This window comes from Rhodococcus sp. NPDC056960 (assembly GCF_042674125.1).
Classification (GTDB): domain Bacteria; phylum Actinomycetota; class Actinomycetes; order Mycobacteriales; family Mycobacteriaceae; genus Rhodococcus_F.
In genome coordinates this window covers 175,419-190,822 of sequence record NZ_JBHURF010000006.1, presented here as the reverse complement: position 1 = coordinate 190,822, position 15,404 = coordinate 175,419, and the positions used below count along the sequence as shown (strand labels likewise).

Genomic DNA, 15,404 nt, shown 5'->3' with positions numbered 1-15,404 from the left:
TGTCGACTTTCCTCCTCGGTTCGGAGCGATTGCTCGGTCCGGACGTATTCAGTTCGGTTGGTTGCGGAGCGCTGCGGTGGCCTGCACGTCGATGCGCAGTCCCTCGGGGTCGGACTTCGGGTCGCCGATGACGACGACGCCGTAGTCGCGGGCGGCACCGGCGACGCTGACGTATTCGTTGCGCACGTCGGCGAGCACCCGTTCGGGGTCGCGGGCGAACGGATCGCCCCAGCCGCCACCGCCGTTGGTCAGGCACCGCAGGATCGACCCGGACTTCGTCTGCCACACCTGCCGGCTGGCGAAGTAGTGGTATTCGCCGTCGACCGGGTCCAGCGCCTTGGTCGCGGGGTCGAGCACCCCGGCAACGGGTTCGCTGTCTGCATAGACTTCGGGTGTGGTGCCCAGCATGCCGGGGCCGTCCGCGCCCTCACGCGGCGGGAAGATCCAGATGGCGCCGTTCGGGCCCGGTTCGCCGCCGTTCGCGCCGACACCGCTCGGAACCTTGGTGCGGAACGGCGACAGGTAGTGGTTGCCCTCGCTCAACCACAGCGTGTCCTTGAGATTCGCGGCGCCGCCGCGGAACGTGCCGGGACCGCCGGTGTCGATCGCGTGTTCCTTGCGGAGCATCACGACCGGCGAATCGTGCTCGATCGTCTCGGTGGCGGGATCGAGGTTGTTGAGGAAGAACAGGACGGTGTAGCTGTCGCCGTCGCCTTCCTTGGTGGCCCCCCACGGCCCGTGTTCGCCGCCGCACTGGGTGGCGCTCGTCCACGGCGTTCCGTCGGCCGTCACACCGGAGGCGTTGTGGGTGTTGGTCGAACCGTAGTCGCCGGCGACGCCCTTCTCGCCGAGGGCCGGGTTGAGGGCGTCGAACACGGCGGAGACGACGGCGCCAGAGGCTTCCCAGAACATCATGATCCCGCCGTCGGGCGGCAGGGACGACACCAGCGTGCCCGGCGGGGTGGCGAGGTCGATGTTGCGCCAGGTGCCCGACGTGAACGGCACCTCCGGGTCGAGCAGCATCGTGAGGGCGACGCCGACCGCGGTCTTGGCGTCGAGCACACCGCAGTTGATGCATGTGCGGGCCTGCGCCGACGTGCCGGACAGGTCGACCTCGATGTCCTGGCCCTGCTTGCGCAGCGTCACCTGCACCGTGTAATCGATGCTGTCGTCCAGGCCGTCGGCGTCGATCAGCGCCGAGCCGGTGTATTCGCCGTCCGGAACGAGGGCGATGGCGTCGCGCATGCGCTCGGCCGAGGTGTCGCACGCATAGGTCAGCGTGCCCAGGTAGGCGTCGAGGCCGTAGCGTTCGATGTTCTCGAGCACGAGCCGCTCGCCGAGTGCGAGTTGCTGGTAGATGCTCTTGAAATCGGGCAGCAGCATGCCGCCCCACCGGGTGTTGTCGAAGATCAGGCTGAACGTCGAGCGCACCGGTTCGTCTCTGGACCACAACAGCATCGGCGGTATGACGAGACCGTTCTCGTACACGTTCGATTTCGTCGCCGAGAATCCGCCCGGCACGGTGCCGCCCATGTCGAGTTGGTGGGCGCGCATGTTGACGAACGAGACGATCTCGCCGTCGACGAAGACGGGGCGGATGAAGCACACGTCGTTGACGTGAGTGCCACCGCGGTAGGGGTCGTTACAGATGAGAACGTCACCGGGGGAGAGGTTTTCGGGACCGAACTCCTCGACGGTGTTGCGGACGGCGTCGCCGAGCGTGCCGAGGAATACCACGAGGCTGTTGCTGACCACGGCCATCGGATAGTTGTGCTGGGGCGGACCGCTGATGGTGCACGCGAAGTCGTACCAGTCGCGGATGATCGGCGAGAACGCCTCCCGCATGAAACCGGTCGACATGTGTTCCACCGCGTACCGCAGCCGGTTGAGGATCACCGCCGCCGTGAACCGGTCGCAGCCGTAGGCGCCGGTGAACTCGGCGTCCGAGATGTCGCGCAGGCGAGCCTGTTCGGTCCCCGTAGTGGCCGGGGACGTTTCGAGAGTGGTCATGGGATTTCACTTCCTCCGGATGAGCAGTTCGCCGTAGCGGCCGACGGTGGCCCGCTGGCCGGCGCCGATGTGCGTCGTGGACAGGCCCTCGTCGACGATGGCGGGGCCGTCCAGTACGTCGCCGGCACAGAGTGTCTCGCGGTCGTACACGTCGGCGGTTTGTGCGCCCTCGCCGTCGGCGTCGATGTCGCCGAGGTAGCGCAGCACCGTCGTCCGGACGGGTTCGAGCGGAGTGTCACCGCGCTGCGGGGCCTCGGGATAGTCGACCTTCGGGGTGTCGAGGACCGCCCGCACCCGGAACGTCACACCCTCGACGGGCATCGACTCGAATCGGTTGCTCGAACGGTTCTCGTAGGTGTCGTGGAAGGACTGGACCATGGTGGTGATCGCGTCGGCGTCGATCGTGCCGTCGGGCACCGGGACGAACGGTGTCTCCCAGCTCTGCCCGGCGAGGTGGGCGTCCATGCTGCGGTGGAACGTCACGCCGGTTCCCTCGTCCAGCCCCTCGCGCAGTTGGGTTTCCATCTCGTCGAACAGGGCGTCGATGGTCGGTGCCGCGTCGGGGGTGAGGATCATGTACGCGCTGCGGTTGGCGGTGAACACCTGGTCCGCGGACAGCAGGCCCAGTGCCGAGAACAGTCCCGGGTTCGGCGGCACGATTACCTGCTTGCAGTGCACCGTGTCCAGCACCGCGGGCAGCAGCATCGGGCCTGCCGCGCCGAACGCGACGAGGCTGTAATCGCGGGGGTCCACGCCGTTCTTGATCGCGACGTTGAAGACCCCCTCCGCCATGTTGTTCACCGCCATCTCGTAGGCGTAGCGGACGCGCTGAGCGAGGGTGAACTCCGAATCGAGATCCTCGAAGGCCTGCCGGGACAGCGCCGGGTCGAGGTCCACCGCGCCGCCCGCGAACCGGGCGGGATCGATGATCCCGATCATCAGGCAGGTGTCGGTGGTGGTCGGCTGGGTGCCGCCGCGTCCGTAACAGGCTGGGCCCGGGGCGGATCCGGCGCTGTCCGGGCCCACCTGGATCTCACCCGTCGGCCCGATCGCGACGATGCTGCCGCCGCCCGCGCCGATGCTGGAGATGTCGTTGGCCAACGCGTTCACGACGAGGTCGTGCTCGAGCTCGAAGCTGGTGTTGACGAACGGTTCTCCCGCGGTAACGACACTGATGTCGATCGACGTGCCGCCGACGTCCGCGCAGAGCAGATCCCTTTCCCCGATCAGGCTGCCGAAGTGGGCGCAACCGACGGTGCCCGCGGCCGGACCGGAGAAGACGATGCGGAACGGCAGTTCCATTGCGCGACTCGACGGCACCAGCGTGGCCGCGCAGTCGGCGAAGTTGAGCTCTCCACTGAAGCCGAGGTCGGCCAGGCCCTTCTCCAGCTTCGCCGTGTAGTCGCTGTAGATGATCTTCATCAGGGTGTCGATCACCGTCGTCGAGGCGCGCGCGTACTCCTTGGCCAGCGGGGAGACCTCGCTCGAGATCGAGCAGGGCACGTCGCCGAGGACCTCGTGAACCAGTTCGCGCAACCGGATCTCGTGCGCCGGGTTCACGTACGCGTTGATCAGGCAGATCGCGACACCGGTGACGCCGCAGCGCCGCAGCACGTCCAGTTCGGCGCGGGCCTGCGCCTCGTCGAGTTCGAACAGGACGCCGCCGTCGGCGGTGATCCGCTCGTGGATGCCGCGGCGGAGGTACCGCTGGACGAGCGGCCGGGACGCGTCACCGAAGCTGCGTCGCCAGCGTGAGTCCAGGATTGCGTGCGCCGGGCGCCACACCCGCCCCATGTCGAGGATGTCGCGATGCCCCTCCGTGGTGAGGAACGCGATCTTGGGCAACCGGCGGGTGATCACCGCGTTGAGGCCGTGGGTGCTGGCGTGGTTGAACACCGCCGCGTCCGCCACCCCGAGCATCGCGGCGCCCTCGAGCACCGGTCCGAACACCTCGGTGTAGTCGGTGGTCACCTTCGCGGTCTTGATCTGTCCGTCGCGCAACGCGACCACGTCCGTGAACGTGCCGCCGACATCGACTGCAATCATCGTAAATTCCTTCGTCAGAGCAGGTCGGTGAGAAGTTGGATCGGCCCGAGCCGGGACCAGGGGGAGCGGTCCAGCGACAGCAGGCACTGCTGGCATTTGACGACCTCGAACCAGCCGCCTTCGGAGACCACCGGATAGCGGCGGAGTTCCTCGGCGCCGCATCGCGGGCAGTCGCCGTCGACGGGGATTCGTTCGAGAACCGGCGTGGGTGGGGTGTCGTGTTCTTCGGTCATGGTGGGCACAACTCCAGGTGCTCTCGGAGACGGGAGCGCAGGTGCGCTGGTCGTCACGACGCTATGGGGGTGGGATCTACGTCACAATCCTTCTAGCGAAGGCGGGCATCCAATTTCCGAACGCCACGCGCGGTGCTCGTCTACGACTACCTGCAGGTTCGTCTCAATATGATGTATTATTTCCACCGGTACTACGACGGCGTGGGTGAAATCCGGCCACGCCGGGTCTCAGGAGGTGGCGGCGCGTGAGCGACCGACAGCTGAACTTCCGCACGGCGGATCTCGATGCCGCGCATGCCCAGGTCACAAAGGCTTTCGCGGGTCACGACGTGCACGTTCCGGACGATCGGGAAGTGGATTTCCGGCTCGATCTCGCCCCGGCCCCCCGCGTGACGATCGGCCGGATGTCGTACGGAGCCGCGGTGACCCTGCACGGGCCGCCGATGCGTCTCTGCTACCACATCAATCTTCCCGTCACCGGTGCGAGCACGGTGGAGCAGGGCGGCGTGCGCCGAAGCTTTGTCGCCGGGGAGGCGGGTGTGGCCTTCGGCCCGCAGGCGCCCGTGCTGGTGCAGTGGAGTGCGGATTCGTGGCAGTACCACATCAAATTGCCGAAGGACCCGCTCGAAGCGCACGCGGCGAAACTGACGGGCCGTCCGATCGGGGAGACGATCCGCTTCGACCTGACCTTCGACCTGGGGTCCAGCGCCGCGCAGGCGCTCGTCGCGACCGCCGGATTCCTGTACGCGGAGCTCTCCCGGCCGGACGGCATCTCCACGATGCCCGCTGCCTGCCACGAACTCGAATCGGCCCTCATGACTCAACTGCTCATGACGGTTCCGAGTCAGCTCACCCCGGAGTTGCACGGAAAACCCGCCCACACCCGGCGGTCCAAGATCCGCGAGATCGTGGACTACGTCGACCGGCATCCGGAAGACGACATCACCACCGCCGATCTCGCGTCGATGGCCGGAGTGAGCGAACGAGCCCTGCAGGCAGGCTTCCGTGAAGTGGTCGGGATGTCACCGACCGCCTATCTCCGCGGCGTCCGGCTCGATCGGGTCCACCTCGATCTCGCCTGTGGCTCTTCGGGTTCCGTCACGGACATCGCCGCGCGCTGGGGCTTCTACCATCCCGGCCGGTTCGCTCAGCAGTATCGGGCCCGGTTCGGATTCCTTCCCTCGGAGACCGTGCTGCGCGCACGACGCTGAGCTGGGGGCTCCACCTGCCGATTCGTTCGGCGCGTGTACGGTGAGATCGGTATATATAATGTTTCACACTGTGGCGGGAGGCGGCATGACCGTGGCGGAATCCATCCGACGAGAGGCTCTGGGGTTCCGGGGCGCCCACGGCGACAAGCTGATCGGCGACCGATGGACGTCTCATCGCCGGGATCGAGGAACCGTGCTGCTCTTGCACGGCGGCGGTCAGACGCGGCACTCCTGGGAGCGCACCGCGCGACGGCTGGCGGGCGCGGGGTGGCAGGCGATCACCCTGGATGCCCGCGGGCACGGCGACAGTGAATGGTCACAGGCCGGCTACACACTCGACTTCTTCGTCGCCGACCTCCACGCGACGATCGCGCAGATCGGAACGGCTCCCGTCGTCGTTGGGGCGTCCCTGGGCGGACGAACGGCGCTCGCCGCCGTGGGTGAGCGGCCCGGATCGGTGTCGGGTCTGGTGCTCGTTGACATCGCGCACCGTGTGGACCCGGACGGGCGGGAGCGGGTGAAGGGCTTCATGGCCGGCGCGCCGGACGGGTTCGCCTCTCTCGAGGACGTCGCCGCTGCCGTCGACGCCTACCGACCCGCGCCGCGCCGACGCCGGAACCTGGACGGGCTGAAGAAGAATCTCCGGCGGCGGGCGGACGGCCGCTGGTACTGGCACTGGGATCCGCGGTTTCTCGAGTTCACGACGGACGGTGCGAACTTCGACGTCGACCGGCTGTCACGGGCGGCCCGTAACGTCACCGTGCCCACCCTGCTGGTCCGCGGGAAGAAGTCGGACATGGTCACCGCCGAGGCGGCCGCCGAGATCCGCGACCTGGTGCCCACCGCGGAGGTGGTCGAGGTCGGTGCCGGTCACATGGTCGCCGGCGACGACAACGACGTCTTCACCGCACACCTGCAGGACTTTCTCGTCGGCCGGGTGCGTCAGCAGGTCTGACCGGCACGATATGGCAGCCGGTCAGCCCGCGTTCGCCTCGGCGTCGGTATCCCACAGCCCGCGCTGCTCGAGTTCGTCGATCAGGTGGTCAGCGCCGTCCAAGATGTGCGACTCCATGATCGTCTTCGCCCTCTTGCCTGCGTGCTTCCGCAGGGCCTCGAGCAGGAGGGGGTGTTCCTCCTGGGTCGTGGTGATGTGGCCCTCGATGGTGGCGTAGAAGCGGTTCGGAAGATTCGTGACGACGGACCCGAGCAGGCGTGCGAGACGCGGTGAGTCCGCGATCAAGTTGATCTTTCGGTGGAACGCGTGCCCGAGGGACGAGATGCGCTCGGTGTCGCCCTGTGCGATGGCATCCTCGTGCTGCTTCAGGATTCCCTCGAGTTCGGCGATCTGCTGCGGAGTGATGTTCTTCGCGGCCCGTGCGGCCAGTTCGGCGGCCAGTTGAGCCTGGGCCCAGAACAGATCACGCACGTCCTGCTTCGTGAACGGGGCCACGACGAAGCCGCGCCGGGGGACCATCTCCACGAAGCCTTCGCTCCGAAGGGCGAGGAGCCCTTCACGGACGGGTGTGGTGCTGACTCCGACGGCTTCGGCGATCCGCTCGATGCGGAGGAAGTCGCCGGCACGCACCTCGCCGGAGATGATCATCTCGCGGACGTACGTGGCGACTTCCTCGGGCAGTTGCTGTCGTCTTGACCTGTCATTCAGGGGCATCGTCGGTCGCACCTTCCCGGATTCGAAAGACTCGACATAATGTACCATCCGCGCGCGCATGGTCGACCACAGCCCGGAGCCGCGTCCGGAAATGCCCGATTCCCGGGCGCGGGAGCGCTCGTGCCCTCGCCGCAATTTCTCGCAGTCGGGTCGGTCACAATTTGGAGTCGACATAATCCACGACACATCATATATTGTTTTGAGTGTGATCTGTGTCGCACCGGCTGTCGGTGCGTCGAGCGAGAGGGACCTGATGAGCACATCGAAAGATTGGGCGTCGCGCGTGGGGATGCGCCCGTATCAGATTGTATCCGTGGTCTTCTGCATGTTCCTCAACATGCTGGACGGATACGACGTCCTCGTGATGGGTTTCGCGATGCCGCACCTGCCGGAGGGCTTCGCGACCAATCCCGAGAAGGGCTATCTGATCAGTGCCGCCCTCGCCGGGATGGCGGTCGGCGCGATCGGCCTCGCCCGCTTCGCCGACGTCATCGGCAGGCGGCGCATCCTGTTGGTCGGCCTCGCGGCCAACACCCTGGGCCTGACCGCGTCGGCGCTGTCGAACGGTTTCGCGATGCTCCTGGTGACCCGCTTCGTCACCGGCATCGCGATCGGCACGATCAGCGTCGTCATCATCGTCCTCTGCCAGGAGGTCGTCCCGCCCAATCGGCGAAGTGTGGCGCTCGGCCTGGTCATGGTCGGCTATCCGCTCGGCACGACGCTCGCGGGCTTCGCGGGCGCAGGACTCGTGGCACTGGCAGGCGGGGCGTGGCAGGGCATGTTCTGGATCGGGGCCGCGCTGGGCGTCCTGTCGTTCGTGGTGACCGCCGCCTTCCTCCGCGAATCGGACGACTTCCTGGCCCGCAAGGGAACGAAGACGGAACCCGACCGGGCGATCCCCGCGCCGCAGAGCGAGGTCCGTCTGCTCGGCCGGGAACTGCGATCGCGCACACTCCTCCTGACGTTCGGATACTCGATGCTCACCGCCGGGTACTACTTCGTCGGCACCTGGACGCCGCAACTGATCAAGGACGCCAGTGGCGACGCGGGGAGCGGTGCGCTGGCCGGCATCATGATCAGCTTCGGTGCGGTGGTCGGAGGATGCCTGTTCGGCGCGTTCGGGCTGCGGTTCCCCGGCGCGCGGATCGCGGTGATCACCTCGGCCGTGTCCGCCGCGGCGATCGCCGGGTTCGCACTCACACTGCAGGGACCGTTTGCACTGACCATGGCCGGGCTTCTCGGCGCAGGCACCTTCGCGGCCATGTCCGGGTTCACCTCCACGTCGACGGCGGCGTACCCCGTGCTCGCGCGCGCCAAGGGCTACGGAGCGATGATGGGCGTGGCCCGCGGCGGTGCCATTCTGTCGCCGATCGTCGCGGGGTACGCGCTCAGCGTCATGACACCGCGCGCGATGTACCTCGCGGTCATCGTGCCTCTCGTGCTCGCGGCCGTCGCGGCGATCGCTCTCACCCGCATCACCCGGGACCAGGTCGTCGGCGAGCCGAGCCGGACGTCCCCGGCGTTCGTCGTTGCCGAGTAGGCACAGGACGAAGAAGGGCGGCTCGGGAGTTCCCGAGCGGCCCTTCGTGTGTACGGGTGGTCAGTCGAACAGGATGACGCCCCGGATGTTCTTGCCGTCCTTCAGGTCCCGGTAGCCCTGGTTGATCTCGTCGAGCCGGTAGGTGCGCGTGATCATGTCGTCGAGGTTGAGCTGTCCGGCCTTGTACATGTTCAGCAGCCTGTTGACGTCCCACGTGCCGTTCGTCGAGCCGAAGACGCAGCCCTGCAGGCGCTTCTGGGAGAGGGTGAGGTCGGCGACCGGGATCGGAAGACCGACTCGGGAATGCTCGCCGACCGCGGTGACGACGACGGTGCCGGCCTTGCGGACCGAGGCGAGTGCTTGGGCGACGTGCTCGGGCTCGAGGACGCCGACGGTAATGACGAGGGCGTCCGCGCCCTGACCGTCGGTGTACTGCTTGGCGAGTTCGGCTCCCTGCTCGATGGTCGCGACGGCGTCGGTGGCACCGAACGTCTTGGCGCTGTCCCGCTTGAAGGCGACGGGGTCGACGGCGATGACGTGCGACGCGCCTGCGTGTCGGGCACCCTGCAGTGCGGCGGAGCCGAGTCCGCCAATGCCCATCACGATGACGGTGTGCCCGGGTTCGACGTTGCCGAGGTTCACGGCCGATCCCCAGCCGGTGCTCACGCCGCAGCCGACGAGGCAGGCCTTGTCGAGCGGAATGTTCATGTCGATCTTGACGACTGAGTTGATGGAGACCGTCGTCGTCTCGAGGAACGTGGAGATGCCGCACATCTGCCCGACCGGGGTTCCGTCGGTCGTCCGCACCCGGAACGTCCCGTCCGTCCAGCGCGGGCCCGCGAGGATGCCCGCGGCGAGATTGCACAGGCTCTGCAGGTTGCTCGAGCACCAGCGGCAATGGCCGCAGGACGGGATCGCGGAGAAGACAACGTGGTCGCCGACCTCGATTCCCTTGTAGTTGGGGGACGCCTTCGTCACGATGCCCGCGCCCTCGTGGCCGAGCGCGAACGGGTACATGCCGACGGGGATGTCCCCGGTGACGTGGTGGTCGTCGGAGTGGCACATGCCGCTCGCGACGAGTTTGACCTGGACCTCGTCGTCGCGGGGATCTTCCAGTTCGAGGTCGATCACCTCCAGTTCGCCGGGGACCTGCCGGATGACTGCGCCGCGAGTTCTCATGCTTCTCCTTGGGGTTGGTGAACGGGATGTGATGGTCAGTCGGCGAGCCGGGTGACCACGGACTTCGTCTCGAGGTACTCGGCGAGCGCCTCGGCGCCGTTCTCGCGGCCCCAGCCGGACTGCTTGTATCCGCCGACCGGCATCTGCACACCGCCCGCGCGGTGGACGTTGATGCCGATTCGGCTCGCCCGCAGCCGATGAGCGATCGAGTGGGCACGGGTGACGTCGCGGGTCCAGACGCTGCCCGCGAGTCCGTACTCGGTGTCGTTGGCGGCGGCGACCGCGGAGTCGAGGTCGGTGAACGTCACGACGCCGAGCACCGGACCGAAGATCTCTTCGCGGATCATCGCCATCGACGGGTCGGCGTCGACCACCACGGTCGGCTCGTAGAAGTAGCCGGTGTCGCCGATTCGGTTGCCGCCGGCAATAACCCGTGCCCCGGACGCGACGCCGCTCTCGACGTATCCGTGGACCCGGTCGAGGTGCCGCTGCGAGATGAGGGGTCCCAGATCGGCGTCCGGGTCGGTCCCGTAGCCGACCTTCAGGTTTCGACCGAACTCGGCGACCCCGTCGGCCACCTCGTCGGCGATGTCCCGGTGGACGAACAGCCGGGATCCGGAGGTGCAGATCTGGCCGGAGTTCCAGAAGATTCCGGTGGCGACGCCGGGGATCACGGTGTCCAGGTCCGCGTCCGGCAGCACGATCATCGCCGACTTGCCGCCGAGTTCGAGTGACACCTTCTTGAGGTTGCCCGCGGCGGCGTGCACGATCTGCCTGCCGACCTGGGTCGACCCGGTGAAACTCACCTTGTCGACGCCGGGGTGCGCGGCGAGCGGAGCACCGACCCGCGGCCCGAATCCGGTGACGACGTTGACGACGCCGGGCGGCACTCCGGCGTCGAGCAGCAGTCGGCCGACGGCGAGCGCGCTGAGGGACGCCTCCTCGGAGGGCTTGAGCACACACGAGCATCCGGCAGCGAGCGCCGGTGCCAGCTTCTGCGCGGTCGCGACGATGGGCGCGTTCCACGGCACGATCAGCGCGGCCACCCCGACCGCTTCCTTGCGGGTGTATCCCTGGAATCGCATTTCGGCAGGGCCGATCTCGACGCTCTTGCCCTCGACCTTGTCTGCCCAGCCTGCGAAGTACCGGAACTGATTGACGGCCTCACCGACCATGAGGCGCGCCTGGGAGACCGGCATGCCGGCATCCATGCTCTCCAGCGCGGCGAGGTCGTCGGCCCGGCTCTCCAGCAGGTCGGCGATGCGCCACAGGATCAGCGACCGCTGCTGGCCCGACAATCGGAGCCAGCGCCCGTCGTCGAACGAGAGGCGCGCGGCGGCCACCGCGGCGTCGACGTCGGCCTCGGTGCCTTCGGCCACCCTGGCCACCTGTTCTCCGGTGCCGGGATCGATCGCGGGGAACGATGCGCCCTCGGCCGCGGGCACCCACGAACCGTCGATCAGGAGTCGTTCCGGCTCGACGAGTTCCTTCAATGCCTGAACACCGGTGGTCGGTGTCATCTGCTACCTCCGACTGATTCCCGCACTATGAATACATAGTACAGAATATATGAAACCGGTTGTGATGCACGGTGCTTTGTATATTATGCGTGACGCGGCTCCCACGGTGCCGCGACTTCCCCTTCCGGGCTCGAGGAGGCACGACGTGGCCAGTTCCGGCACCATCAAACACTTGTGGACGCTCGACGCACCCATGCTGAAGGTCGACAAAAGCATCATGATCCTGGGTGCGGGCGGTGAACTGGTGTCGCTGCCCTCGCCCTCGTTCCTGATCGAGTACGCGGAGCACGGACTACTCATTTTCGACACCGGCCTCGCCGGCGCAGGCGATCCCGCGTCCACCTACGGCCCGCTCGCGGAACTGTTCATGATCGAATTCCCGGCCGAGCGTGCCCTCGATCGTCAGCTGGAGTCGCTCGGATTCTCCACGGCCGACGTGAAGCGAGTGGTGATCTCGCATCTGCACTTCGATCACACCGGCGGCCTGGAGCATTTCGCCGGGGCGCAGGGATACATCGGATCCGGAGAGCTGCGGTACGCGCGCACACCCGACAATCACGTCAAGGGCTTCTTTCGGCAGGAAGACCTCGACGCGGCCGATCGGATCGACTGGTGCGAAGTGCTGCCGGATACGACCACGACGTGTTCGGGGACGGCAGCGTCGTCGTGCTGTCGATGCCCGGACACACGCCGGGTTCGCTCGGGCTGAAACTTCGCCTGCCGGACGAGAGCACGGTGGTCCTGTCCGGCGATGTCGCACACATCCAGGACAACATCAGCTGTTGCGTCGGCATGCCTGCCGACTCCGATACCGTCGGCGCGATCGAATCGCTGAAGAAGCTCAAACTGCTTCGCAGTCAGCCCAACACGAGCTTGGTGATAAATCACGACATCGACGACTGGAATCGCCTCCGCGCGAACGGGCGGCAGGTGGTCTAGGTCGCGACACTCGTCGACCAGCCCCTCGACGAGTTGCGGGGCCTGGGCGAACTGCGCGGCGGCTAGACTCGGGCGGTGGACATCCGGGATGCCGAGTATCTCGTCGCCGTGTGCGGCGCAGAAGGTCTTGGCCGATGTCGAGCGGGCGCGGGCCGTCGTGCACGACGTTGCCGAACTGCGGTCCGGCACGCTGACGGTTGCGTTATCAATTCTCTTGCCGCCGATCCGCTTCCGCGCATCTGCGGCCGGTTCATCGGCAGTTCCTGAGCGTAGTGCTGGTAACGGTGGCGGCGGACGCTCCTGACGGAGTGGGCCGTGCGGTCCGGGCGGGCGAGTGTGAAGTGACCGAACGCAGACGAGGCGTAGGCTGTCAGGCCAACCGCGCGCGGGCCCAGGCGGCGGATTCGGTGATCGTCCGGTCGGCCTCGGGGTCATTGCCCACCGCGAACGTATGAACGTGCTGTCTGTTCGGAGCGATGTCGAGCGTCACCTCGACGCCGGCGGCATCGGCCGCCTCGACGAATTTCCGTATGCCGCCGAGCAGATTCTCGTGCCCGCCCGCCGACAGGTACGCCGGGGGGAATCCAGCGAGATCGGCGTACGTCGGGTTGCAGAGCGGGTCCTTGGTGCTGCGATCACCGAAGGCGAGTGAGCCCATCGCCACGATGATGGCCTTACTCGCGAGTATGTCGTTCTCTTCATTGACCATCCACTCGCCGTCCCAATCGAGCCCGGGAGAGAAGGTCACCACTGCTCCGGGAGTCGGTAGGCCTTGGGTTCGGAGACTCACTACGAGAGCGAGGGCGAGTGTCCCGCCTGCCGAGTCACCCGCACTGACAATCCGGTTCGGCGCGAAGCCCTGATCGACAAGCCACCGAAACGCCGTGACCGCATCGTCGACCTGAGCGGGGTAGGCGTGCTCCGGCGCGCGTCGATAGTCGACGAGGAGGACGCGAGAACCGATTCTTCTTGCGAGGTGTCCGGCCATCTTCCGGTGCGAGTGGGCGGATCCGGTGATGAAACCCCCGCCGTGGAAGTAGAGGACGACCGCTGTCGCGTCGGCGTCCGCCGGAATGCTCCATACGGCGGAGAGTCCGTCGATGTCGACAGACTCGTAGCTGACCCCCTTCGGTTCGGTTGCGACGGTGTGCCATCCCTCCTGCATATCGCGCATGACCTGCACCGACATCTCCGGGTCGGCCTGCATGCGGGCGACCCAATCCAGGTAAAGCGTGCGGAGGGGATCAGCGAACTCAGTCGACATCGTGGGTACCTGACCTTCGTTTCTCGGTGTGTCGAACAATGCGATGCCAGTAGTGGTACACGGCCCTCACTGGATTTTGGTGAATCGCGTCACTAGTGGGGCTGTCTCGCAGTGGGATCAATTGAAGAGATGCGAATCCGCGATTCGAAAAATTGCAATCAATGCCGGGAGGGTGAGGACGGTTGAAGCTCCCACCAAGTCTTCATTTGGCGAAACGAACCGAACACTTCTCATGCCGGGGTGTCGACCAGGTCGTCGCCCTGGGCACGGTCGTTCACCTGGGGATTCCGCGTGCTCGCAGCGAGGACGAGAACCAGTACAGCACCGACGAGAGAAGGGACCATGAATGCGAGGAGACCTGCGCGTGGCGTCGCGAACAGAGCGCCGATTTGAGGGCCGAGAATCGCACCGATTCGGCCGATGCCCAGGCAGAATCCGATTGCGGATCCCCGAATTGCTGTCGGATAGTGTGCAGCGATCACGCCGTACATGAGCGTGCTGGTGCCAACGGTTCCGACGCCCGCTGCGAAAGCGGCGACGAAGAGGCCGGCCGCACTGAGTTCGGTACCGAACGCGAGCGCCAGTAGAGCGATGGCTCCGAGGAGAAAGTACGGGACTATGGTCCGCGTGGCACCACCCCGGTCCACGAGCAAGGCGCCGACGATCGTGCCCACTACCGCACCGAACTGCAGCATCATCAGCGCCAGAGTGCCCTGTGTTCCATCGAAACCCAATTCTTTGGCCATACTCGGCAGCCAGGTGTTCGGGCCGTAGACGAGTATCTGGCAGCAGAACATCACTGCCGTAAAAATTGCGGTGGCAAACAGGTATCGACGCGAGAGGAGCAGTCGTATGCCGCCTTTCGCCTGATCTGCTGTGCGGGCGTCTGTCGCATCGAACTCAATGCCGAACCGGTTGGCGACTGCGCGTGCTTCCTCAAGGCGGCCACGCGCAGCGAGGAGGCTCGGCGACTCGGGGAGCGCGAAATACAGGATGGGAACGAGGACGATCAGCGCACCGCCAATGAGGTACAGGATCCGCCAGTGCTCGGACGGTGGCGTGGATTTCGTGAGCGTATCTGCACCGGGAAGCGCGATCAGCGCGACGACCGTGGCGAGGACTCCGCCGATCGGGTATCCGGTAAGGGTGATTCCATTGAACAGCTGCTTGCGCCGGGCGGTTGCGAACTCACTGGCCAGCGCTACCGCGGCCGGCACGACGGCACCGAGACCGACGCCAGAGAGAACGCGGCCGATTCCGAAGACCGTGAAGCTGGGCGCGAACGCACACACCAGGCACAACAATGAGAACCAGGTGACACCGGCCAAGATCACGGAGCGCCGCCCGACGCGGTCGGCGAGAGTGCCCGCGACGAGGAAGCCGACCATCAGGCCGCACAGAGTCATGCTGTGAACGTCCGCCAGTGCAGATTTTTCCAGCCCCCACTGGTGCATGAGCGAGGGCAGAGTTGCGCCGAAGACGATCAGGTCGAATCCGTCGGCAAGAATGGTGGCGAAACACAGGGCCAACACCAGACCGGGGCCGCGAGAGGCTGACGCGCTGGGGGTGAGCGAAGTGGGCATGTGTTGCTTTCATGTCGGGAGAATGAGTGCAGCCGGAATGTAACTCGACTCACACTCATGAAACATCAGAGGCAGCATCGAATCGATTGAAATATCTCGAAGTTCGAATTCGGTCCACGGCAATCAGAGGGTCCTTCGGAAATCCTGAATTCGAACTTCGTCAGAAGTCAATTGATCGGCGATTGGGGGAGTCATAAACTCGAACACAAG

General features: G+C 66.3%; 13 protein-coding genes. 5 read left to right on the top strand and 8 right to left on the bottom strand.

Going from position 1 to position 15,404, the window contains the following annotated elements; all coding sequences use genetic code 11:
• Positions 1-48 precede the first annotated feature (48 nt).
• From ACFTWF_RS11560 to ACFTWF_RS11550, 3 genes are read right to left on the bottom strand one after another with little or no spacing between them, the layout of a single operon-like run.
• Complete coding sequence (locus ACFTWF_RS11560; protein ID WP_378461337.1) at positions 49-2,010, bottom strand: hydantoinase B/oxoprolinase family protein; 1,962 nt, start codon at positions 2,008-2,010, stop codon at positions 49-51.
• A gap of 6 nt (positions 2,011-2,016) precedes the next feature.
• Positions 2,017-4,056, bottom strand: a complete 2,040-nt coding sequence (locus ACFTWF_RS11555) for a hydantoinase/oxoprolinase family protein (RefSeq protein ID WP_378461336.1) — start codon at positions 4,054-4,056, stop codon at positions 2,017-2,019.
• A 14-nt stretch (positions 4,057-4,070) separates the two neighbouring features.
• Positions 4,071-4,289 carry a hypothetical protein gene (locus ACFTWF_RS11550; RefSeq protein ID WP_378461335.1) on the bottom strand — a complete coding sequence of 73 codons (219 nt, stop codon included), beginning with the start codon at positions 4,287-4,289 and terminating at the stop codon, positions 4,071-4,073.
• Positions 4,290-4,534: 245 nt separating this feature from the next.
• On the opposite strand from ACFTWF_RS11550, the gene ACFTWF_RS11545 reads away from it, so the two are divergent.
• Both ACFTWF_RS11545 and ACFTWF_RS11540 read left to right on the top strand, forming a co-directional pair.
• Complete coding sequence (locus tag ACFTWF_RS11545) at positions 4,535-5,500, top strand: AraC family transcriptional regulator (protein WP_378461334.1); 966 nt, start codon at positions 4,535-4,537, stop codon at positions 5,498-5,500.
• Between the two features lie 85 nt (positions 5,501-5,585).
• On the top strand, positions 5,586-6,455 hold the full coding sequence (locus tag ACFTWF_RS11540) for an alpha/beta fold hydrolase (RefSeq protein WP_378461333.1): 870 nt from the start codon (positions 5,586-5,588) through the stop codon (positions 6,453-6,455).
• Between the two features lie 21 nt (positions 6,456-6,476).
• Here ACFTWF_RS11540 and ACFTWF_RS11535 read toward each other — a convergent pair whose 3' ends face one another.
• The gene (locus tag ACFTWF_RS11535; protein WP_378461332.1) at positions 6,477-7,169 is read right to left on the bottom strand and encodes a GntR family transcriptional regulator; all 693 of its coding nucleotides are present in this window, start codon (positions 7,167-7,169) and stop codon (positions 6,477-6,479) included.
• 253 nt (positions 7,170-7,422) lie between these two features.
• On the opposite strand from ACFTWF_RS11535, the gene ACFTWF_RS11530 reads away from it, so the two are divergent.
• Positions 7,423-8,709 (top strand): MFS transporter, encoded by a 1,287-nt coding sequence (locus tag ACFTWF_RS11530; protein ID WP_378461331.1) that lies wholly within the window; start codon positions 7,423-7,425, stop codon positions 8,707-8,709.
• Positions 8,710-8,769: 60 nt separating this feature from the next.
• On the opposite strand, the gene ACFTWF_RS11525 is transcribed toward ACFTWF_RS11530, so the two are convergent.
• Both ACFTWF_RS11525 and ACFTWF_RS11520 read right to left on the bottom strand, forming a co-directional pair.
• Positions 8,770-9,888, bottom strand: a complete 1,119-nt coding sequence (locus ACFTWF_RS11525; protein ID WP_378461330.1) for an NDMA-dependent alcohol dehydrogenase — start codon at positions 9,886-9,888, stop codon at positions 8,770-8,772.
• A gap of 35 nt (positions 9,889-9,923) precedes the next feature.
• On the bottom strand, positions 9,924-11,408 hold the full coding sequence (locus tag ACFTWF_RS11520) for an aldehyde dehydrogenase family protein (protein ID WP_378461329.1): 1,485 nt from the start codon (positions 11,406-11,408) through the stop codon (positions 9,924-9,926).
• Between the two features lie 145 nt (positions 11,409-11,553).
• On the opposite strand from ACFTWF_RS11520, the gene ACFTWF_RS11515 reads away from it, so the two are divergent.
• Positions 11,554-12,117, top strand: a complete 564-nt coding sequence (locus ACFTWF_RS11515) for an MBL fold metallo-hydrolase (RefSeq protein ID WP_378461328.1) — start codon at positions 11,554-11,556, stop codon at positions 12,115-12,117.
• Complete coding sequence (locus tag ACFTWF_RS11510; RefSeq protein ID WP_378461327.1) at positions 12,084-12,347, top strand: hypothetical protein; 264 nt, start codon at positions 12,084-12,086, stop codon at positions 12,345-12,347. The genes ACFTWF_RS11515 and ACFTWF_RS11510 overlap by 34 nt, the downstream gene beginning before the upstream one ends.
• Before the next feature lie 370 nt (positions 12,348-12,717).
• Here ACFTWF_RS11510 and ACFTWF_RS11505 read toward each other — a convergent pair whose 3' ends face one another.
• Together ACFTWF_RS11505 and ACFTWF_RS11500 are read right to left on the bottom strand one after the other, a co-directional pair.
• A complete protein-coding gene (locus ACFTWF_RS11505) occupies positions 12,718-13,611 on the bottom strand; it encodes an alpha/beta hydrolase (RefSeq protein ID WP_378461326.1) in 894 nt (297 codons plus the stop codon).
• A 230-nt stretch (positions 13,612-13,841) separates the two neighbouring features.
• Positions 13,842-15,194 carry an MFS transporter gene (locus ACFTWF_RS11500; protein ID WP_378461325.1) on the bottom strand — a complete coding sequence of 451 codons (1,353 nt, stop codon included), beginning with the start codon at positions 15,192-15,194 and terminating at the stop codon, positions 13,842-13,844.
• Between the last annotated feature and the right edge of the window lie 210 nt (positions 15,195-15,404).

Coding starts and splice junctions, on each gene's coding strand:
- ACFTWF_RS11520 (WP_378461329.1), bottom strand. CDS start 11,408: ATGACACCGACCACCGGTGTTCAGGCATTGAAGGAACTCGTCGAGCCG.
- ACFTWF_RS11540 (WP_378461333.1), top strand. CDS start 5,586: ATGACCGTGGCGGAATCCATCCGACGAGAGGCTCTGGGGTTCCGGGGC.
- ACFTWF_RS11550 (WP_378461335.1), bottom strand. CDS start 4,289: ATGACCGAAGAACACGACACCCCACCCACGCCGGTTCTCGAACGAATC.
- ACFTWF_RS11555 (WP_378461336.1), bottom strand. CDS start 4,056: ATGATTGCAGTCGATGTCGGCGGCACGTTCACGGACGTGGTCGCGTTG.
- ACFTWF_RS11530 (WP_378461331.1), top strand. CDS start 7,423: ATGAGCACATCGAAAGATTGGGCGTCGCGCGTGGGGATGCGCCCGTAT.
- ACFTWF_RS11535 (WP_378461332.1), bottom strand. CDS start 7,169: ATGCCCCTGAATGACAGGTCAAGACGACAGCAACTGCCCGAGGAAGTC.
- ACFTWF_RS11510 (WP_378461327.1), top strand. CDS start 12,084: ATGCCCGGACACACGCCGGGTTCGCTCGGGCTGAAACTTCGCCTGCCG.
- ACFTWF_RS11500 (WP_378461325.1), bottom strand. CDS start 15,194: ATGCCCACTTCGCTCACCCCCAGCGCGTCAGCCTCTCGCGGCCCCGGT.
- ACFTWF_RS11505 (WP_378461326.1), bottom strand. CDS start 13,611: ATGTCGACTGAGTTCGCTGATCCCCTCCGCACGCTTTACCTGGATTGG.
- ACFTWF_RS11560 (WP_378461337.1), bottom strand. CDS start 2,010: ATGACCACTCTCGAAACGTCCCCGGCCACTACGGGGACCGAACAGGCT.
- ACFTWF_RS11525 (WP_378461330.1), bottom strand. CDS start 9,888: ATGAGAACTCGCGGCGCAGTCATCCGGCAGGTCCCCGGCGAACTGGAG.